General features: G+C 75.1%; 17 protein-coding genes. 8 read left to right on the plus strand and 9 right to left on the minus strand.

Annotation, left to right across the window (positions count from 1 at the left end; genetic code table 11):
• Positions 1 to 86: 86 nt before the first annotated feature.
• From AC07DA_RS04190 to AC07DA_RS04205, 4 genes are all read right to left on the minus strand, one after another.
• Positions 87 to 1,325 (minus strand): MFS transporter, encoded by a 1,239-nt coding sequence (locus AC07DA_RS04190; protein ID WP_479124712.1) that lies wholly within the window; start codon positions 1,323 to 1,325, stop codon positions 87 to 89.
• A 418-nt stretch (positions 1,326 to 1,743) separates the two neighbouring features.
• A complete protein-coding gene (locus AC07DA_RS04195; RefSeq protein ID WP_479124401.1) occupies positions 1,744 to 2,307 on the minus strand; it encodes a hemerythrin domain-containing protein in 564 nt (187 codons plus the stop codon).
• A gap of 76 nt (positions 2,308 to 2,383) precedes the next feature.
• The gene (locus tag AC07DA_RS04200) at positions 2,384 to 2,917 is read right to left on the minus strand and encodes a DoxX family protein (RefSeq protein WP_479124403.1); all 534 of its coding nucleotides are present in this window, start codon (positions 2,915 to 2,917) and stop codon (positions 2,384 to 2,386) included.
• 62 nt (positions 2,918 to 2,979) lie between these two features.
• Positions 2,980 to 4,155: an amidohydrolase gene (locus AC07DA_RS04205; RefSeq protein WP_479124404.1), complete on the minus strand. Its 1,176-nt coding sequence runs from the start codon at positions 4,153 to 4,155 to the stop codon at positions 2,980 to 2,982.
• Positions 4,156 to 4,367: 212 nt separating this feature from the next.
• On the opposite strand from AC07DA_RS04205, the gene AC07DA_RS04210 reads away from it, so the two are divergent.
• Genes AC07DA_RS04210 through AC07DA_RS04230 form a run of 5 tightly spaced genes read left to right on the plus strand, consistent with a single transcriptional unit; the run spans position 4,368 to position 8,280 of the window.
• Positions 4,368 to 4,556, plus strand: a complete 189-nt coding sequence (locus AC07DA_RS04210) for a hypothetical protein (RefSeq protein WP_479124406.1) — start codon at positions 4,368 to 4,370, stop codon at positions 4,554 to 4,556.
• A gap of 19 nt (positions 4,557 to 4,575) precedes the next feature.
• Positions 4,576 to 5,277 carry a hypothetical protein gene (locus AC07DA_RS04215; protein WP_479124407.1) on the plus strand — a complete coding sequence of 234 codons (702 nt, stop codon included), beginning with the start codon at positions 4,576 to 4,578 and terminating at the stop codon, positions 5,275 to 5,277.
• On the plus strand, positions 5,274 to 6,182 hold the full coding sequence (locus AC07DA_RS04220) for a DUF6895 family protein (RefSeq protein WP_479124408.1): 909 nt from the start codon (positions 5,274 to 5,276) through the stop codon (positions 6,180 to 6,182). Before AC07DA_RS04215 ends, AC07DA_RS04220 begins: the two co-directional genes overlap by 4 nt.
• Positions 6,179 to 7,096 (plus strand): DUF6895 family protein, encoded by a 918-nt coding sequence (locus AC07DA_RS04225; RefSeq protein ID WP_479124410.1) that lies wholly within the window; start codon positions 6,179 to 6,181, stop codon positions 7,094 to 7,096. Before AC07DA_RS04220 ends, AC07DA_RS04225 begins: the two co-directional genes overlap by 4 nt.
• Positions 7,093 to 8,280 carry a serine hydrolase domain-containing protein gene (locus AC07DA_RS04230; RefSeq protein ID WP_479124412.1) on the plus strand — a complete coding sequence of 396 codons (1,188 nt, stop codon included), beginning with the start codon at positions 7,093 to 7,095 and terminating at the stop codon, positions 8,278 to 8,280. Before AC07DA_RS04225 ends, AC07DA_RS04230 begins: the two co-directional genes overlap by 4 nt.
• A gap of 7 nt (positions 8,281 to 8,287) precedes the next feature.
• On the opposite strand, the gene AC07DA_RS04235 is transcribed toward AC07DA_RS04230, so the two are convergent.
• The 5 genes from AC07DA_RS04235 to AC07DA_RS04255 form a co-directional block, all read right to left on the minus strand.
• On the minus strand, positions 8,288 to 9,655 hold the full coding sequence (locus AC07DA_RS04235) for an alpha-lytic protease prodomain-containing protein (protein WP_479124413.1): 1,368 nt from the start codon (positions 9,653 to 9,655) through the stop codon (positions 8,288 to 8,290).
• Between the two features lie 154 nt (positions 9,656 to 9,809).
• On the minus strand, positions 9,810 to 11,474 hold the full coding sequence (locus AC07DA_RS04240) for an alkaline phosphatase D family protein (RefSeq protein ID WP_479124414.1): 1,665 nt from the start codon (positions 11,472 to 11,474) through the stop codon (positions 9,810 to 9,812).
• Positions 11,475 to 11,699: 225 nt separating this feature from the next.
• On the minus strand, positions 11,700 to 12,464 hold the full coding sequence (locus AC07DA_RS04245; RefSeq protein WP_479124416.1) for a metallophosphoesterase family protein: 765 nt from the start codon (positions 12,462 to 12,464) through the stop codon (positions 11,700 to 11,702).
• Complete coding sequence (locus tag AC07DA_RS04250) at positions 12,461 to 12,745, minus strand: BON domain-containing protein (protein WP_479124417.1); 285 nt, start codon at positions 12,743 to 12,745, stop codon at positions 12,461 to 12,463. Before AC07DA_RS04250 ends, AC07DA_RS04245 begins: the two co-directional genes overlap by 4 nt.
• A 10-nt stretch (positions 12,746 to 12,755) precedes the next feature.
• Entirely contained in the window at positions 12,756 to 13,433 is a 678-nt protein-coding gene (locus AC07DA_RS04255; protein ID WP_479124418.1) for a nucleotidyltransferase family protein, read from the minus strand.
• Between the two features lie 262 nt (positions 13,434 to 13,695).
• On the opposite strand from AC07DA_RS04255, the gene AC07DA_RS04260 reads away from it, so the two are divergent.
• From AC07DA_RS04260 to AC07DA_RS04270, 3 genes are all read left to right on the plus strand, one after another.
• Positions 13,696 to 13,905, plus strand: coding sequence for a hypothetical protein (locus AC07DA_RS04260; protein ID WP_479124420.1), 210 nt, complete (start codon positions 13,696 to 13,698; stop codon positions 13,903 to 13,905).
• 119 nt (positions 13,906 to 14,024) lie between these two features.
• On the plus strand, positions 14,025 to 14,594 hold the full coding sequence (locus tag AC07DA_RS04265; protein WP_479124421.1) for a hypothetical protein: 570 nt from the start codon (positions 14,025 to 14,027) through the stop codon (positions 14,592 to 14,594).
• A gap of 15 nt (positions 14,595 to 14,609) precedes the next feature.
• Entirely contained in the window at positions 14,610 to 18,941 is a 4,332-nt protein-coding gene (locus AC07DA_RS04270) for a cation-translocating P-type ATPase (RefSeq protein ID WP_479124423.1), read from the plus strand.
• Positions 18,942 to 19,085: the final 144 nt, after the last annotated feature.

The following is a 19,085-nucleotide window of genomic DNA, read 5'->3' on the forward strand; positions in this document are numbered from 1 at the left end:
CGGCGGCGGGGGGGGGGGGGGGGGGGGGGGGGCCGGGCGGGGGGGGGCCCCGCGGGCCCCCCCCCCCCCCCCGGCCCGGCGGCCGCTCAGGCCGCCGCGCTCAGCGCCGGCTGCCCCCGTACCTCTCCCTCGCCCGTGCGCAGCAGGACCGGTGCCGGGACGCGCCGGTGCAGCAGGTGGCCCGCCCCGATCGCGCCCGCGATGAGCAGGCCGCCGGTGACGAGGGCGCCGCGGGCCCCCGCCGCCTCCATCAGCAGGCCGAGCGCGGGCGGGCCGCCCAGGCTCCACACCGTGCCGACGCTGCCCCACACCCCCAGCACCCGGCCCCGCAGATGAGCGGGCGGGTCGGTCTGCAGGACGGCAGTACCGGCGGTGTCGGAGACGGACTCGACCACGGCCATCGGCAGCACCAGGGCGATCAGCACCACCAGCGACGGCGACAGGCCGGCCATCGCCTGGAGCAGCCCCCCGGCCGCCGCCAGCGCGCCCACCAGCCGCACCGACGGACGCCGCAGCCGGGCCCCGAGCACCGCACCGAGGATGCCGCCGAGCGCCAGCACGGTCGACACCGTGCCGAACGAAGTGGCGCCACCCGCGAGCGGCCCGGTGACGAGCACGGCCAGGGTGAGCCCGTAGTTGCGCCCGAACACCGCGCTGATCCCGGTCACCCCGGCGAGCGCCACCAGCCGGGGCCGGCGCGCGAAGAAGGCCAGCCCCTCCCGCACGCTCGTCTCCGCACCGCTCCGCCCGTGCCGCGCGACCTCGTGCCGTACCGCTCCGGCGGCGGGCCGCAGGAACGGGATGACCGAGGCCACGAACAGGAACGACAGCCCGTTGCCGACGTACGCGGCGGCCGTGCCGAGGAACCCGACGGCCACCCCGGCGAGAGCCGCTCCCACGAGCCGGCCCGCCTGGTGCACGAGCGCCCCGACCCCGATGGCCGAGGGCACGTCCTCCGCCGGGACGAGATCGTTGCCCAGCAGCGCGCACGCCGGGTTGTCGACGGTCGCGACGACACCCGTGACGGCGGAGAGCACCAGCAGTGAGGTCATGTCGAGCCGGTCCAGCGCCACCAGCACGGCCGTCGTGAAGGCGATCCCACCGAGCAGCGCCTGGCTCACGGCGGCCGTCAGCCTGCGCGGCCACCGGTCCACGACGGCCCCGCCCAGCACGCTCATCAGCAGCGCCGGCGCCGCCTGCACCGACATCGACAGCCCCGTCGCCGCCGCGGACCCCGTGATCTGCAGGACCAGCAGGTTCTGCACGGTCAGCTGCATCCACGTACCGGCGTTCGACACGAAGTTGGCGACGGACCACCAGCGCATGCTGCGGTACCCCAGCGCACGCCAGGGCGAGCGCGAGGCGGGCTGGGCAGGGGAGGACACGGAAGACACAGTGGGGTACTCGCAAGAGGAGTCGGAGGACTCGGGGGGAGGGGGCGAGGAGAGCGAGAAGCACCGGCTGCGCTGCGCGGTGGCTCCCCTCGCCGGGTCACGGCGCCGACCATCGTGGCAGAGGGTCTCCCCGAGCCGGTTCCGTGCGCACCTCCCGCGCCTCGCCGACCTGTGCCAAACGCCTGAGCGCGCCGGGGATTTGGACCCCCGAGTGTGGTTGATCACAGCCGCCGGCCAGGGCGTCGCCCGGACCGCCGCGGGTGACGGCGGCCACAGGAACCGTCGCGGACGACGGAGAAGGGCCCGTCGCCGAGGCGACGGGCCCTTCTCTCTCGCGGTGGTGGCAGCGTCAGTCGAACTTGCCGCGGCCGGACAGCGCGTCGCGCAGCCGGTCGACCATGCCGGTGCCCGGGGCCAGCAGCTTGTTGGCCGGAGGCTTGTCGGGGGCCGCCGGGTGTGGCCGGGTGGGGGCGGTCTTCTTCGCCTGGCGGACCTTGTCGCCGAGTTCGTTCAGCGTGTCCATCGGGCAGACCTGCCGCAGCCTGGGGAAGAGGTTGCCCTCCTCGTCGGCGATGTGCGAGCGGATCTCGCTCATCAGCATGCCCACGAGCCGGTCGAAGTCGGCGTCGCCCGCGTCGCAGCCCTCCAGATCCTTCATGATCTGCTCGGCCGTGGCGTGGTCCCGCAGCTCCTGGTCGGCCAGGGCGTCCCCACCCGCCACGTGCTCGCGCACGGCCGGGTAGAGGTAGGCCTCCTCGGCCACCGAGTGCCGGACGAGTTCCATGGTGACCTGGTCGGCGTAGACCTTGCGGTCCTGGTGACCGGACGGCAGCGCCTCGATCCTGCCGAACATCTCCTCGACCTCGCGGTGATCGGTCACCAGCTCCTCGATGACGTTTCCTCCGTGTCCCATGTCCTTCACCTCCAGCCCCCGGGTCCCCCTCCGCCTCGGTGGGCTAACGCGGGGTCGTGACGGGCCCGCCGGTGGCTCAGGCGGGCAGCTTGGCCCGCACCCGCCCGGCCGTGGCCGCCGGGCGCGCGGTGGCGCGGACGGAGCGCCGCACCAGGCCCGCGTCACGGCGCGCGGTGCGCGCGGCGCGCGAGCCGCGCCACAGCAGCGAGGGGCGGGAACCGGTGTCGTCGGCGGCGATCAGCAGACCGCCCAGCATGGACAGGTTCTTGAAGAACTGGATGCGCTGCTCGGCCCGCTTCTCGGGGTCCTCCGCCTCCCAGAAGCGGTGTCCCGCGAGCGTCGTGGGCACCAGCGTGGCCGCGATGGCCAGCGCGGCCGGGCGCGGCATGCGTCCCGTGGCCAGCATCAGTCCCGCCGCGACCTGCACGGCGCCGCTCAGCCGTACGACCTGCTCGGTGCGGTCGGGCAGGGCCGGGACGCGTTCGGTGACGGGTCGGACGACAGGCTCGGCGGCGTCGGCGACCTGCTTGGGATCGCGGACGGAGTTCATGCCGCCCGTGAGGAACATCGAGGCGAGCATGGGGCGGCCGAGCACACGCAACAGACTCATGGCCCTCTCCAGGTGTCGGTGGGTCCGGTGTCCGCCGGGTTCCCCGGCATCGGGCGAACCAGTCACGCCGCCCGGTGCCGCGCCCACGCCTCCTCGCGCAGTTCCTCCGACAGCAGGACGTCGGCGGCGGTGCAGGCGAGGGCCCCGGCCGCGGCGACCAGCACCTCGCGGGCCCGGGGCGAGGCGGCCGCGGCGGCGAACTCGGGGGTGTGGTCCGAGCCGTCCTCCCCGGTGATCGCCACGAAGGGGTGGATGGCGGGCACCCGCGTGCTGACGTTGCCGATGTCGGACGAGCCCAGGTAGACGCCCGGCGCGGGCGGGGACAGCGGGATCCCGGCCCGGGCCAGGTGGGCGGCGAACCGTTCGGAGAGCACCTCGCTGTCCCGGAAGTGCTCGTAGCGCACGGTCGCCCGCTCCACCTCCGCGGTGGTGCCGGTGGCCCGCGCCACGCCGTCGGCGCAGCCCCGCAGGCGTTCGGTGAGGTCCTCCAGCGCCCCGGTCGTCGCCGCCCGCAGGCCGAACAGGCCCTCGGCGTACTCCGGGACGATGTTCGTGGCCGTCCCGCCGTGGGTGACGATGCCCTGTACGTGCGAACCCTCCGGCAGCCGCCGCCCCAGCACGGCCAGCACGCTGAACAGCTCCACCAGGGCCGCGAGGGCGTCGACGCCCTCGGTCGGGTTGCCCGTCGGGTGGGCGGCCCGGCCATGGAAGGCCACCCGGTACTGCACCTGCGCCGTCAGCGGCGCCCGCGCCCAGCTGTGGACGCCCGGGTGGAACATCAGCGCCGCGTCGACGTCGTCGAAGACACCGGCCTCCGCCTCCAGGGCCTTGCCGCCGCCGCCCTCCTCGGCGGGCGTGCCGACGGCCAGCACGCAACCCGCGGACAGCCCGGGCACGGAGCCCAGGGCCAGCGCGGCCCCCAGGCCCGCCGCCGCGATGAGGTTGTGGCCGCACGCGTGGCCGAGGCCGGGCAGGGCGTCGTACTCCAGCAGCAGCGCCACGGTCGGCCGGCCCCGGCCCGAGCGCCCGGTGAACGCCGTCGGCATCCCGGCCACCCCGCGCTCCACGGCGAACCCGGCGCGCTCCAGCTCGCCCGAGAGCAGCGCCGCCGCCCGGTGCTCGGCGAAGGCGTACTCGGGGTCGGCGTGCAGCCGCCGGGCCACGCCCCACAGCGCGTCGGCCCGCGCGGCCACCTCCTCACGGAGGGCGAGGTGTACGTCGTCGCGGATCAGGGCCACGGGGGCCTCCTCGTGGTCGGGGGACGCTTCCCAGTCGTCTGCTTCGCGCGGGTGCCCGACCGCGTGAAGGCCCTAACGGACGCTCACCAGATCCCTCACGCCTGAGATGTTGAATATGTTACTGAAGTGATTTCTGAGAAATTTGGCATGCTTTGCCCGATTCCGGAGATCCGAATGGTGAAGGTACTCGCTCAGCTCAAGGAGATGGTGCTATGCCTTCCAAGGAAAAGGTCATCGAGGAACTCACCGGTGTTCCGAGCGTCGACATCGAGGCGGCACTCGACCCGGCCGAACTGGACGGTGTCTACCGCGACAGCCGCGAGTGCGCAGCGCTGGCGCTGTCCTCCGGGGCTGGAAAGCTCCTGCTGTCGCCGCCGACCCCGCGTCCCAAGAAGGGCTAGTGATCGACGGGAGCAGTCAATGGAGCAGTCAGGCACTTCGACCCTCTTGCAGGGCGCGGTGCAGGACCTCGCCTCCAGTGTGGTCTCCGCCCTCCGGGGCGGAGACCACGCGCGAGCGACCGCCCCCGGGGCGGTCGACTCGGACGCGGGAGGCATCGCACTGGCGGCCGTACGCGTGCTCGGATCCGACGCGCTGCTGCCGTCCGTCCTGCTGGGCACCCCACCCGACCCCGACGAACTCGCCGTGTTCCGCAAGGCCGTGGAGTCCTTCCCGCCTCGCGCCGACGCGGCCCCCACCGTGCTGTGGAGCCACTGGGCCATGGCACGCACCCTGCGGCGGCTCGATCCGTCCTCGGCCGCCGGAGCCGCCGGCGGAACCGACCCCGGCGCCGACTGGCTGGACGGCGCGAGCTGGCAGGTCCTGACCCACCAACTGGCCGTACTGGCCCCGCTCGCCCTGCCCGGCGAGGAGTGCGCGGTGACCCGCGCGGCCGGCCGCCGTCCCGTCGACGTCGCCCGCGGTTTCGTCCGGGCCGTGCGCCGCCGCGACTGGCGGCAGGCGGCCGGAGCGGGCCGCTGGCTCGCCCTGCTGGACGGCGTCCCCGACACCCTCGGCCTGGAAGCGGGCCTGGACTTCGTGGAACTGATGGGCGGCCAGGACCCGCAGGTGGCACTCCAGGTGCGGGCGGCACGCCTGCTGCGCGCCGGAGCGCCGGTGTGACCGCACCGGCCCGGGAGGTCCGCGACGTGGCGCGCGCGGCCCTGGCCTGGGCGTCCTTCCACCGCGCCGACTTCGCGCTCGGCGAGGACGCGCTGGCCGCCGACGGCCAGGTCAACCGGAGCTGGAAACCGCTCGGTGAGCTGGCCCAGGTCTGCGCGACCGTGACGCGCCGCTCAGCTCCCGGCGACCCCCTGCACCGGCACGCCGCCGACCTGCTCGCGTTCGCCTGGCGGCAGACCGGTGAGGGCGAGCTGTTCCTCCGGCTGCAACGGCTGGAGCCCTTCGCCACCTACCCGCTGGAGGTCTACGCCGCCCTGGCCGCGGGAGGGTTCCGGCACCCCGCCTACGAAGCCGCCGCCGCCACGCTCGCCCGCACCCGCGGCTGGCGGCTCACCGAGCAGGAACCGACCCGCCGCCTCGGCGTCCTCAAGGCCGAGGAGCACGGCCGGATCCACCGGGACGAGCCGGCCGAACGGGCACTGCGCCGCACCTGGCTGGGCGGCCTGCCGGAACCCTGGACCTTCGAACGCTCCGCCGGATACGCCCTCACCCACGTCGTCTTCCACCTCACCGACTGGGGACGCGCCGACGGGGGAGTGCCCGGCGACCTCGCCGCCTACCTGGCCCACTGGCTGCCGCCCTGGATCGACACCTGCCTGGACGCGCGGATGTGGGACCTCGCCTGCGAACTGCTGGCCGTCGCCGCGAGCGTGCCCGGCCTGCCGGACGACGTCGTCCCGGGCGACGCCTGGGAGCGGATCGCCGCCGCCCGGGACGCCTCGGGCGCACTTCCGGAGGAGGGCGACGCGGGCGACCCCGGCGCGTACTTCGCGCACCACTACCACTCCACCCTCATGGCGGCCTTCGCGGCGGCACTGACCGCCGGACAAGGAGTACCGGTATGACCGACACGCGCCTGATACACACCGTCGGGGTGGGTGCCATCGAATGGCTGTGGGCCCACCGGGACGGCTTCCGCCTGGAGCCCGACGTCGACCCCGAGATCGGCTTCCTGGAGCGCTTCAAGCCGGTCGGTGAACTGGCCATGATCTGCAAGGTGCTGTTCCGCGAGGGAGTGGCCGGCTCACGCCAGGCCGAACTGGCCCGCAAACTGCTCGACCACGCCTGGCGCGAGACCCTCGACGGCGGCGCCATCCTGGTGCGCGGACAGCGCACGGAGCCGATCTCGCCCATCCCGTTCGAGGTGTACCTGCCGTTCAAGGAACTGGGCTACAGCCACCCGGAGGTGGAGCGGGCCGCCGTGCTGAACCACCGCCTCGACAGCTGGGTCGCTTTCGAGGTCACCCCGACGCGCCGGCTCGGCCTGTCCGCGTTCCAGCGCCGCTTCGGCCTCACGCCCCGCCCGCCCGAGGCCGAGCTGGTGGGCGGGACCTGGCTGGCCCGCACCCCGGAACCGTGGACCGTCGAGGGCCACATCGGCTACGACATCACCCACACGGTGTTCCACCTCACCGACTGGGGCGAGAACCCGGGCGGCCTGCCCCCGGACATCGCCGACTACCTCGCCACCTGGCTGCCGGTCTGGATCGACGACTGGCTGGACCTGGAGCGCTGGGACCTGCTGGGCGAACTGCTCGTCGTCGACGCCTGCCTGCCCCGCCCCACCCTCGACGAACGCGCCTGGCGGGCCTTCGCCGCCGCGCAGCAGCCCGACGGAGCCGTGCCGGCGATCCGCGCGATGCCCGAGGGCACGCCCGACGAGATCTTCGACATCGTCTACCACCCCACCCTGGTCGCCGCGTTCGCGTCCGTCCTGGCCACCTCCCGGGCCCTGTCCGCCCTGGCGGAGGCCTCGTGACGGCGCTCCCGCCCGCCCCGTGGCCGGGCACCCGGCTGGACGACGCGCACCGGCCCGCGCCCGCCACCGCGCCGGGACGAGCCCTCCGGTCCGCCGACGGGCCGGTCCTGCCGTCGGACGACGACCTGCTCGCGGCCGCCGTCGCCGCCGCCGACGCGCCCGACGCCGTCTTCGCCCTCTCGCGGCACGGCCACCGCACCCTGCGCAGCGGCGGTACCGCCCCGGCTCCACCGCCGGCCCGCGAGGACCTGCGCTACGAGATCGGCTCGGCCACCAAGACGTTCACCGGGCTGCTGCTGGCCGGCCTCATCCACGCCGGCGAACTGACCGGCGGCGAACCGGCCACCGCCCTCCTGGACCGGCGGCGGCCCGCCGGAACGGACCCTGTGACGCTCGCCCACCTGATCACGCACACCTCCGGACTGCCCGCCCTGCCGGCCGGCTTCTACCTCCGGGGCCTGTCCGCCTGGCACACCAATCCCTACGCGCGTTTCCCGGCCGACCGGGTCGTCGACGCCTTCCTGCGCCACCGGTCCCGCCGCCGCCCCGGCACCCGCTGGTGCTACTCCAACTACGGCGTGGCCGTGCTGGGACACGCCCTGGCCGCCGCCACCGGCATCCCCTGGGAGGACCTGCTCACCGAGCGGGTCCTGCGCCCGCTCGGCCTCACCGGCACGGCCCTGCACCCGCACGCCCCGGGTCCCGGCGGTTCCGGCCCCGACGCCTCCGGGCACGGCAAGGACGGCGTGTCGCCCGTGCCCGCCTTCGACGCCGGCGGCTTCCAGGCCGCGGGCGCCGTCCGCGCCACCCCGCACGACCTGCTCACGTTCCTGGAAGCCCACCTGGACCCGGCCGCCGCACCCCCGGCCCTGGTCCCCGCCCTGCGCGCGGTGCGCGTTCCCGTGCTGCGCCGGGGCCTGACCCACCGGCATGTGCACACCCTCGCCTGGTTCCGTCACCCCACCGACGGCGGTCCGATGTACTTCCACAGCGGCGCGACCCTCGGCCAGCAGGCGTTCCTCGGCTTCCGCCCCGACACCGGCACCGCCCTGGCCGCCGTGTGCACCCGCCGCTTCCGCGCCCACGACCCGTTCGTCGCCACCGCGTACGCGCTGCTCGCCGGGGAGTTCCCGGACCCGTCCGGCGCCGACGGCACAGGCCGCGCCGGCGCCGGACAGCCCTGACCCCTCGTCACACCCGGTGCCACAGGGCCGGGGTGTGGGTCGGCGCCCAGGGGCCCTGCGCCTGGTGCGTCTGCAGGCACTGGTAGCGCACGCCCGCGTGGGTCACCGTGGCACCGGCCTCGTACACCCGGCCCGCGGCCCAGCTCTGCGCCACGTTGCCCTGCGGCTGCGGGGCCTCGGCCTCCGCCGTCTTCAGCGTCAGGCCGAAGTCGCTGAGCAGCGGAATGATCGGCTGGTAGAACGTCGTGCCACCGTTCTTGCAGTCGCCGGTGCCGCCGGACGTCACGCCCTGCGCCTGGACACCGGCGACGAAGGGACCGCCCGAGTCGCCCGGCTCGGCGCACACCGTCGTCTGGGTGAGCCCGTCCACCTTGCCCTCGGCGTAGCTGACGCTCGTGTCGTGCTGCTCGACCTTGCCGCAGTGCCATCCCGTGGTGGACCCGGAGCGGCAGACGGCGGCCCCCACGAGCGCCTGGACCGAGCCGGTGATCTCCACCTTCTGCTCGCCCTCGCCCTTCACGTTCGGCGTGGCCGTCCACTGCTCGTTGACGGCCACCCAGGACATGTCCTTGCCGGGGAACGTGGACGCCTGGAAGGTCCCCTGTTCGGCCTGGTCGAACCCGGTCGTCTTCGCGCCCTGCTTGCCGCAGTGACCCGCCGAGGCGAAGCCCTGCTGCTCGCCCTTGGTGACGGAGAAGCCGACGGAGCAGCGGGCCGTGCCCTCGATGTAGTAGGCGTCCCCACCGGTGACCTCCGCCATGAGGCGCGGGCGGTCGGCCGTCACCTTCACGGCCACGCTCTTGGCGTCGAGCCCCGCCGCCTTGACGAACGCGGCGGCCGCGGCCTTGGTGCCGGCTTCCACCACGACCCGGTTCGCCGGGACGTCGACGTACCACAGCGGCGTCTCGCGCGTACTGACCTTCGCCGCCGCCGCGTCCAGTCTCTCCTTCGCGGCCCGCAGGTCGCGCAGCGGCTTCTTCACCACGGCCGCCTTGGCGCCCTGGGCTTTGATGGCGGGCACGTCCGCGGCGTCCGTGGTCGCCACCACGAGCTCCTGCGACGTCGTACCGCGCAGCCAGGCCCCCGCGAAGCGGTCGCCGAGGGCGTTGCGCAGCAGCCCCGCCCGGGTGCCCGCCTCGGCCTCGTTGACCAGCCGCCGGGACGCCTGCGCCCGGGTCAGCCCCAGATCGCGCTCCAGGGCGCGCAGCAGCGCGGCCGACGGCCGGTCGGCGCCCAGGGTCTGCGCGGCTGTGGGCAGGGGACCGGCCGCGGGCGTCGGCTCGGCCGCCGCCGCGGCGGGGAGCCCGGTGGCGACGAGCGCGCCGAGCACGGTGAGGGCCGCCCGGCGGCCGGTCGGGGCATGTCTGTGGACCATTCGCTGTGTCTCCTTCGCTGTCCGATGCGGGGTGCCGATCATGTGAGGCTCCCGCCAGAGGCCTTGCCGGAACGGCCCGGCGTGATGTCACCGGCCGCCCCGGTTCGCGCCTTGGCGCCGGGAAGGGCGCCATGTGCAGTACGGGCGCCGGGCGTCAGGCGGACTGCAGGCCGGGCGATCCCACCTCCGTGACGAAGGACGCGGTCGTCGAGATGGTGCCGCCGGGCTTCGTGATGACCGAGACGGTCCGGAAGTCGACCTGGGCGTTGTCCTGGCCGAGCTCGACCCGGACGTAACCGCGCCGGCCGTCGAAGTACTTCATGTGCGGGTTGGCCTTCATGTACGTCTCCCAGTCGGACGGCTTCTCCGTGCCGTCGCCGCCGCTGGCGATGGAGGTGCAGGTGAACTCCGTGCCGACCGTCCTGGACGCCGGGTCGTCGAAGTCCTCCTTGATGTCGAAGGCGTAGCCGACGTGGACGTCGCCGGTGAGGACCATCCAGTTGGCGACGCCCGCCGCCTTCGCGCCCGCCATCACGCGGTCGCGCGAGGCGCGGTAGCCGTCCCAGGCGTCCATGGAGACCCGGGCCGGCGCGGTCAGGTCGAACTTGCGCTGGGAGAAGCACACCTGCTGGGGCATCACCTTCCACAGCGCGCCGGAGGACCGCCAGCCTTCCAGCAGCCAGCGCTCCTGCGCGTCGCCCGTGAGGGTGCGCGCCGGATCGTCCGACTCGGGGCCCGGCGGGTGCGGCCGGTCGTTGTAGGCCTGGTCGGTGCGGTACTGGCGGGTGTCGAGGATGTCGAACTGGGCGAGCGAGCCCCACGTGAGCCGGCGGTAGAGCCGGGCGTCCGGGCCCTGCGGCAACTGCTCGGCGCGCAGCGGCTGGTTCTCCCAGTACGCCCGGTAGGCGGCGGCCCGGCGCACCAGGAACTGGTCCGGGGCACCCCCCTTCTCGTCGATGGCGCCCGCGTAGTTGTTCTCCACCTCGTGGTCGTCCCAGGTGACGACGAACGGGTGCTGGGCGTGGGCCGCCTGCAGGTCGGGGTCCGACTTGTAGAGGGAGTAGCGCAATCGGTAGTCCGCCAGGGTGGTCGTCTCGCGGTTGAACACGTCGGGCAGCTTGCGGTCGGTGTAGCGGCGGGCCCCGCCCGCGGAGTCCACGGCGTACTCGTAGAGGTAGTCCCCGAGGTGGAAGACGGCGTGCACGTCCTCCTGCGCCAGGTGCCGGTAGGCGGTGTAGTAGCCGTCCTGGTAGGCCTGGCAGGCGACCGCGGCCAGCCGCATGCCGTCGGTGTCGCTGCCCGCGGCCGGTGCCGTCCGGGTGCGGCCGGTCGGACTGATCCAGGCGCCCACCCGGAACCGGTAGTAGTACTCGCTGTCCGGCATGAGGCCCTTGACGTCGACGTGGACGCTGTGCGCGTACTCCGGGTGGGCCGTGGCCACGCCCCGGTGCTCGACGAAGCCGAACCACTCGTCCATGGCCACTTCCCAGTAGACGACGACCCGTTGCTGCCCCAGACCGCCGTCCTCCGCGAACGGCTGGGGGGCCAGCCGGGTCCACAGCAGCACCGAGTCGGGCAGCGGGTCCCCGGAGGCCACCCCGAGCGTGAACGGGTCGTCGGTGATCCGGGCCGCGTCGAGCTCCGGGGCGGCGGTGGCGCCGCGGGCCGGCCGGTTGGTGGAGAAGGCGAGCAGCGCGGCCGCCGCGGTGACGGTCAGGAAGCGACGGCGGGCGACGTGCGGGGCCGCGGAGCGCAGTACGGCGTCGTGCGGGGAGAAGGCATGGTCGGACGGTGGTCTTTGACGGCCCGTCAGCGCCATCTGAGGTCCTCTCGTACGGGGCAGTTGCGCCCCGGGCGGACGCGTGGGGACACCGCCGACGTGCGGAGCGCGGAGCTCGCATGCTAAGCAGACAAAATGCCTGCAACCGGCACGACGTGCGGGGGGTTCACACCACAGGCGGTACGAGAGGGGCCGACCGCTCCGGGCACGGAAAAAGCCGCCGGCGTGCGCCGGCGGCTGAGGGGGAGAGGGGGAGGGGGCGGCCTAATGGGCCGCGTGCGCGGCGGCTCCGGAGGCCGCGCGGTCGCGGACCGGCAGGTGATAGACGTGGAAGGCCCGCCCGATGACCGGCTGGGCGACGTTGCGCACCTTGACGCCACCGCTCGTCATGCCGTGCTCGGTACCGGCGTGCGCGTGCCCGTGCACCGCCAGGTCGGCGCCGGCCGTGTCGATCGCCTCGGCCAGCAGGTAGCTGCCCAGGAACGGGTAGATCTCCAGCGGCTCGCCCGCCAGCGTGTCGGCGACGGGGGAGTAGTGGGTCAGCGCGATCCGCGCGTCGCAGCCCATCTCGCCGAGTCGCTCCAGGGAGATGCGCAGGCCGTCGGCGGACCGGCGCGAGTAGCGCACGAACTCCTTCATCACCGGCTCGCCGAACTCCCCGGCGCAGCGCCCGACGAACCCGCCGCCGAACCCCTTCGTACCGGCCACGCCGATCCGGGCCCCGCCGCTGTCCACGACCGTGTGCTGCCCCTCCAGGACGTGCACGCCGGCGTCCCGCAGGACGGCCGTCACCTCCTCGGGCCGGTCGTCGTGGTGGTCGTGGTTGCCCAGGACGGCGACCACCGGGACACCGAGGTCCCGGACCTCCCGGGCGACCACCCGCATCTCCTCGGGCGTTCCGTGCCGGGTCAGGTCGCCGGCCAGCAGCAGGAGGTCGGCGCACTCGGGCAGGGTCTCGAACGCGGGGCGGAGCACGCCCTGGCTGTCGGGCCCCATGTGGATGTCTCCGACGGCTGCGATGCGGATCATGCGAGCTCCTCCGCGTGGTCGGGGCAGGACGCCTCGGTCACCACGAGGTCGCTGTGCACCGGAACCCCGGCCAGCTCCTCGTGGACGGTGCGCAGGATCTCGTCGCGGCAGGGCGCCGAGGGCACGGTGCCGGTGAGCAGCACCGCCTGACCGCGGGCCTCGACCCGTACGCCGAGTTCACCGAGCTCGCCCGAGGCGAGGCGGTCCTGCAGATGGGCGATGCGGTAGTCCAGGTTCTCCGCCGGCCCGCCGCCGGCGCCCTGGGAACCGTGGGTGCTCATGGGTGCTCCTTCAGATGACGTTCAGGCGCTCCAGCAGGAAGAAGAACGCCGCGGGCATGGGCTCGTCCCCGCACTCGCGCCGCACCCGCTCCCAGTCGACCTTCTCGCGCAGGGCCCGGGCGATGGGCAGGGCCGCGCCGAAGTCGCAGTGATGTTCGGAGAACGCGGCGGTCAGGCTCCACAGCAGGTCGGTCGGGGCCAGCACGGGCATGCGCACCGAGTCGACCGACAGCTCCTCCGCCCGCTCCAGCATGTCCGCGCCGACCGGCCGGTGCGCGAGCTCGAAGATGATGTCCACCGGCTGGCCGAAACACGTGGCCTTGATCAGCCAGTCCTCCGGCGGCGTGTAGACCGTCAGCCCCGCGTCGCGCAGCGTGGCGGCCACCGCGTCGGCGTCCTCGGGCCGGATGGCGAAGTCGACGTCGTGCTGGAGGTTCTTCTCGCCGCCGTGGGCGTAGGCGGCCACGCTGCCGGCCAACGCGAAGAGGTGCCCCTTGCGCTTCAGCAGCGCCCCGACCTGCTTGGCCGCCTCCAGGATCGCCTGGTTGCGGTCCAGGGGCAGGTCCTGCGGCGGTTCGTCGGCCTGCAGGGCCTGCGGTGGCGCGGGCTCGGTCCCCTCCGGCCCCTCCCCGAGGCCGGCGTCCCCCGGCCGCCGCACGAGCGTCGCGTCATCCCCGTTCTGCGTCATGACCACTCCCATTCACCGGACCGGACCATCCGCTCCCGCGCGGCGCCCGGACCCGAAACGGCCTGCGTGTGTGCCGCACTGAGTACCCGGAGCGCCCGCGCCGACACGGAAGGCTCCGGCCGTCTCCGGCGGGCACCGCGGGGCCGCCGTCCCGGCCGGGCTGCCACCCTCCCCGGTCCCCCCGCCCGGGTGGCGGTCCCGGAGCGCCCTGGCGACGCTGGGACGGCACCCTTGTCCGGTCCGCCCGTCCGAAGGAGTCCTCATGCGCAAGCTGCCGTACGGCCTGCTCATCGCCCTGGCCCTGGCCGCGCCCGCCGCGCCCGCCCGCGCCGCGGCACTGCCCGCGGACGTCACGGCGAGCCAGTGCATCGCCGGTGGCGGCATGATCATCATCTCCGCCGTGGGCGAGGGTGGACAGGGCTGGACGAAGCGCTGCATGGGCGGGGCCCACGACGGCCAGACCGTCGTCTGACGCCCCGGTCGCGAGCCCGGGCGTACAAGACAAGCGCGCGCTTCGCCGAAGGCGGAATATGGGGCAAAGAGCTGGGAAACCGGTTGAAGCCGCCGAACAACGCGCTCGCGGAGGTCGCCATGAACCAGGAGACACCCCGTTCCTCCGATCTTCCGCAGCCGCTGCGGGCCGTCGCCTCCGGGCTGAGGCACCTGCCCGGCGCGGACCAGGTCGGCAAGGTCGACGGCGACGCCCTCGACAAGATCGGCGCGGTCTCGCCGCGCGGGCGCCGCATGGCCGTGTACGCCGGTGCCGGCGTCCTCGGTGTGGCCGGGGTCGTCGAGTGGCCCGTGGCACTGACCGGAGCCGCCGTCGCCTGGCTCACCCAGCCACGGCCCGGACAGCGCCCCGACGGCGCGTCGACCAACGGCGGCACCGGCAGCACCGCCCGGCCGGGCGAGGGATCCGCAGCCGCGGACCCGGACGAGCCGGACACCTCCGACTACGGCCCCGGTGCCCGCCTCGCCTCGTCGCACTACCGGCACGACCGGCAGGAACAGCACGTGCACGAACAGCCCGCCAAGGTCGGCGACACCGCCACCGCCTCCGCCCTGAAGCAGGTCGCCGAAGCCACCGCCCACCACGGCGCGGAACACCACCACGGCGACCGGTCCCCTCAGCACGGACACGACCGTCACCCCACCGGCTGAACCGGGAAGCAGGAGATGCTCACACGCTTCGACGTCGCCCCGCTGGTCGGGGCCATGGCCGGGGCGGCCGCCGGGGCCGCCCGCGGCACCGCCCAGACCGTGACGTCCGTCTACGACACCACCCGTCGCGTGCGCAACGTCGCGCGCAACGCCCTCACCGGCGGCCCCCACTGGACGGCCGGACGGCGCGTCCACCTCGCCCTGCGGCACCCGGGCGGCGACACCGGCGCGCTCGCCCGCGCGGTGGCCGGGGAACTCCTCGACCACCCCGACGTGCTCGCCGCCCACTGGGACGAGGGCCTGGCCCGGCTGGTGATCACCCTCGCCGAGGACGCCGCCACCGACCGCGTCACCGAACGGGCCACCGCGCTCGCCACCCGTCTCGGCCTCGGGGAGGACGCCGATCCGGAGGCCCCCGAGACCACGCACCCCGGCGACCCCGGCGAGGTGCGCGTCACCGCCGCGGCGATCCTGCTGGACGCCGCCGGCGCGGCCGGTGCCCTGGCCGGCCGCTCGCTGCGCCTGCCGCCCGCCTCGCGCATCGTCACCGCCACCGTCACCCTGCTGCGCGAGAATCCCCGCTTCCGGGCGGTGCTCCGCCGCCGGTTCGGCGCCTCCGGCATGGAACTCGTCCTCGCCGCCGCCAACGCGGCCGCACACGGAGTCGGCCAGACCCCGCTGGCGCTCGTCCTCGACGGAGTCCTGCGGAGCACCCAGCTCACCGAAGCCGTGGCCAGGGCCGCGGCCTTCGAGGCACTGCACGACGACGTCTGCCGCGCCGGGCGCACCAGCCTGCCCGGCCCCACGGACACCCGGCCGCCCCTGAAGGTGACGCCCGCCCAGGAGTACGCCTCCCACGCCAGCACCGGGAGCCTCGCCGGCGCCGCCGCCACCCTCCTCGTCACCCACAACGCCAACGACGCCGCCGAAGCGGTCCTCGCCGGCTCCCCGAAGGCGGCCCGGTACGGACCGGCCGCCTTCAGCGCGACCCTCGGCACCTTCCTCGCCCACGCCGGGATCCTCGTCCGCAGCGGGGAACGGCTGCGCCAGCTGGAGATCGCCGACGCGCTCGTCCTGCACGCCGACGCCCTGCGCAACGGACCCGTGGCCGACGGCGACCCCGACGGCCCGGACGACGACCCGGTGCACCCCTTCGCCGAGGCCGTCCTCGACGCCGCCCGCCGCGCGGGACTGCACGTCGTCATCGCGGGCGGCTCGGACCTGAAGGACATCACCCGGCTCGCCGACGAAGTGGCCCCGGGCAGCCGCCCCTTCGGCGACGTCGTACGAGCCCTGCAGGACGACGGGCACGTGGTGGTGACCGTCGCCCGGCTGCACGAGTCCGGTGACGGCCCCGTGGTGGCCGGGCTGCCCGCGGGCGACGTCGCCATCGCCCTCACCGACGGCCCCTCCGCCGTCTCCTGGGGCACCGACGTGCTGGCCCCGGGCGGCCTCGCCGACGTCTGGCGGCTGCTCACGGCCATCCCGGCCGCCCGGCGCGTCGGACGCCGCTCCCAGACGCTGGCCCGCGCCGGCGCCGCCCTGTCCGGCCTGCTGGTCGCCCGCGGCGGGCGGCCCCCGGGCCGGCACCTGCTGTGGCCCCTCACCCGCCACGCACCCGTCAACATCGCCGCCGTCAACGCCCTGCTCACCGGCTGGCTCGAAGCCACCCGGGTGGCCCGGGCCACCCCGCCGCAGCCCCGGCTGCACATTCCCTGGCACGCCCTGGAACCCCACGAGGCCCGCGAACGGCTGAGGCGTGCCCACCGCGACGAGGAGCCCCGCGGACTCGCCCTGCTCGCCGACCGGTCACGACGGCAGGCCGCCCGCGTGGCCCGCCACCCCGCCGCCGCCCCGGCCCGCTGGACGTGGCAGGCGGCCGGCGCCGTACGCCGCGAGCTCGACGACCCGCTCACCCCCGTCCTCGCCACCGGCGCCGTCGCCTCGGCGCTGCTCGGCTCGCTCGTCGACGCGCTGCTGGTCGTCGGCGCGATGGACCTCAACGCCGTGACCGGCGGGCTGCAGCGGATGCGCGCCGAACAGGCCCTCGCACGGCTCGCGGCCCGGCAGCAGCCCAAGGCCCGCAAGCAGGACAGCCGCAAGCGCACGGTGACCGTCGACGCCACCCGGCTGCACCCCGGGGACGAGATCAGCCTCGGCGCCGGCGACGTCGTACCCGCCGACGCGCGCCTGCTGGACGTCGACGGCCTGGAGGTCGACGAGTCCGCGCTCACCGGCGAGTCCCTGCCCGTGGGGAAGTCCGTCGAGGCCACTCCCGGCGCGCCGGTGGCCCAGCGCAGCTGCATGGTGTTCGAGGGCACCACCGTCGTGGCCGGACGGGCGACCGCGCTCGTCGTCGACACCGGCGACCAGACGGAGGCCGGCCGCGCCGTCACGCTCGCCGCCCGCACCCCGCCGCCCGCGGGCGTCCAGGCCCGGCTCCAGGAACTCACCCGCAAGGCACTGCCGGTGACCTTCACCGGCGGGGCCGCGGTGACCGGCCTGTCCCTGCTGCGCGGCAGCCCCGTCCGCCGTGCCGTCAGCGGCGGTGTCGCCGTCGCCGTCGCCGCCGTCCCCGAGGGGCTCCCGCTCGTCGCGACCGTCGCGCAGATGGCGGCCGCCCGCCGGCTGTCCCGGCGCGGCGTCCTGGTGCGCACCCCGCGCACCCTGGAGGCGCTCGGCCGCGTCGACACCGTCTGCTTCGACAAGACCGGCACCCTCACCGAGAACAGACTGCGCCTGGTCCGCGTGGCCACCGCCGACGGCACCGTCCTGGCCACGGACGCCGAACAGGCCGCCGCCGTCGTGCGCCTGGCCGCGCGCGCCTGCCCGCAGGAGGACACCGGGCAGGGCCGCCGCATCGCGCACGCCACCGACGAGGCCGTCCTCGACGTCGCCCCGCCCGACGAGGGCTGGGCCCCGACCGGCGAGCTGCCCTTCGAGACCCGGCGCGGCTACGCCGCCGCCGTCGGCCGCGACGGCGACCCCGACTTCGGTGAGATCCTCGTGGTCAAGGGCGCGCCCGAGACGATCCTGCCCGCCTGCCGGGACCTGCCCGCGCACGCCACCGACACCGCCCACGAGCTGGCCGGCAAGGGCCTGCGCGTGCTCGCCGTGGCCCGCCGCCCCTGCCGGGCCGACGACGCTGACGCCGAACTCGAAGCGCCCCTGGGCGACCTGGAGTTCAGCGGCCTGATCGCCCTCGCCGACGTACCCCGCGACACCTCGCACGGCCTGCTCGTGGAGCTGCGCCGCTCCGGCATCGTGCCCGTCATGCTCACCGGCGACCATCCGGAGACGGCCCGGGCCATCGCCCTGCAACTGGGCTGGCCGGAGGAGACCGAGGTCGTCACGGGCGACGAGCTGGTCGCCATGGAACGCCGCCGGCGCGTGCGGGTCCTACGCGACGCGGGTGTCGTCGCCCGCGTGGCGCCCGAGCAGAAGCTGCACGTCGTCGAGGCCCTGCAACAGGCGGGCCGGGTCGTGGCGATGGCGGGCGACGGCGCCAACGACGCCGCCGCCATCCGCGCCGCCGACGTCGGAGTGGGGGTGGAGTCCCGCGGCTCCGCCGCCGCCCGCAACGCCGCCGACCTGGTCCTGACCACCGGGGACCTGTCCGTCCTGGTCGACGCCGTCGTCGAGGGACGTGCCCTGTGGCGCAGCGTCGCCGACGCCGTCAGCATCCTCATCGGCGGCAACGCCGGCGAGGTCGGCTTCAGCGTCCTCGGCACCCTCCTCGCCGGCGCCTCACCCCTGTCGACCCGTCAGCTGCTGCTGGTCAACCTGCTCACCGACATGTTCCCGGCCATGGCCGTCGCGGTGACCCCCAGCGACGATCCCTCGACGGCGCAGCACGCCGCGACCGGGCCGATGGGCCTCAACGTGCTCGGCGCGCCCCTGCTGCGCTCCATCCGCCGCCGCGGCATCACCACCTGCCTCGGGGCGGTCACGGCGTACCTCATCGGCCGGCTCACGCCCGGCACCGAACGCCGCTCCACGACCATGGCCCTGTGCGGGGTGGTCGGTGCCCAGCTGGTGCAGACCCTCTCCGGGCGGCGTCACAGCCCGCTGGTGTGGGTCACGGCCCTCGGCTCGGCCGCCGTGCTCGCCGCACTCGTCCAAACGCCCGGCGTCAGCCACTTCTTCGGCTGCACCCCGCTGGGGCCCGTCGCCTGGGCGGGCGTGGCCCTCGCCATCGCCCTGTCGGCGCTGGCCCCGCGGCTGGAACGCCTCCCGGCCGTGCACGCCCTGTACGACGCCGCGGCCCGGCTCGCCCTGCGGCTGAACGACCTCCTCCGGCAGGGACGGCACCTGCTGCAGAGCGGCATCGCCGGTCCGGTGGCCTGACGGAGGCGGCGGGCTGACGGAGGCGATGGCCTGACGGTGTCGGCCCCCACGCCGGGGGGGGCCCCCCCCCCCGCGGGGGCCCCCCCCCCGGCGGGCACCGCCCCCCCGGGCACCAAAACCCCCCCCCCGCCCCCCCCCCCCCCC

Source organism: Streptomyces sp. NPDC044921 (assembly GCF_056432865.1).

Excerpts from the sequence above, each read along its gene's own strand:
- AC07DA_RS04225 (WP_479124410.1), top strand. The coding sequence starts at position 6,179 with ATGACCGACACGCGCCTGATACACACCGTCGGGGTGGGTGCCATCGAA.
- AC07DA_RS04190 (WP_479124712.1), bottom strand. The coding sequence starts at position 1,325 with ATGCGCTGGTGGTCCGTCGCCAACTTCGTGTCGAACGCCGGTACGTGG.
- AC07DA_RS04245 (WP_479124416.1), bottom strand. The coding sequence starts at position 12,464 with ATGATCCGCATCGCAGCCGTCGGAGACATCCACATGGGGCCCGACAGC.
- AC07DA_RS04250 (WP_479124417.1), bottom strand. The coding sequence starts at position 12,745 with ATGAGCACCCACGGTTCCCAGGGCGCCGGCGGCGGGCCGGCGGAGAAC.
- AC07DA_RS04260 (WP_479124420.1), top strand. The coding sequence starts at position 13,696 with ATGCGCAAGCTGCCGTACGGCCTGCTCATCGCCCTGGCCCTGGCCGCG.
- AC07DA_RS04210 (WP_479124406.1), top strand. The coding sequence starts at position 4,368 with ATGCCTTCCAAGGAAAAGGTCATCGAGGAACTCACCGGTGTTCCGAGC.
- AC07DA_RS04215 (WP_479124407.1), top strand. The coding sequence starts at position 4,576 with ATGGAGCAGTCAGGCACTTCGACCCTCTTGCAGGGCGCGGTGCAGGAC.
- AC07DA_RS04235 (WP_479124413.1), bottom strand. The coding sequence starts at position 9,655 with ATGGTCCACAGACATGCCCCGACCGGCCGCCGGGCGGCCCTCACCGTG.
- AC07DA_RS04265 (WP_479124421.1), top strand. The coding sequence starts at position 14,025 with ATGAACCAGGAGACACCCCGTTCCTCCGATCTTCCGCAGCCGCTGCGG.
- AC07DA_RS04255 (WP_479124418.1), bottom strand. The coding sequence starts at position 13,433 with ATGACGCAGAACGGGGATGACGCGACGCTCGTGCGGCGGCCGGGGGAC.
- AC07DA_RS04195 (WP_479124401.1), bottom strand. The coding sequence starts at position 2,307 with ATGGGACACGGAGGAAACGTCATCGAGGAGCTGGTGACCGATCACCGC.
- AC07DA_RS04240 (WP_479124414.1), bottom strand. The coding sequence starts at position 11,474 with ATGGCGCTGACGGGCCGTCAAAGACCACCGTCCGACCATGCCTTCTCC.
- AC07DA_RS04270 (WP_479124423.1), top strand. The coding sequence starts at position 14,610 with ATGCTCACACGCTTCGACGTCGCCCCGCTGGTCGGGGCCATGGCCGGG.
- AC07DA_RS04200 (WP_479124403.1), bottom strand. The coding sequence starts at position 2,917 with ATGAGTCTGTTGCGTGTGCTCGGCCGCCCCATGCTCGCCTCGATGTTC.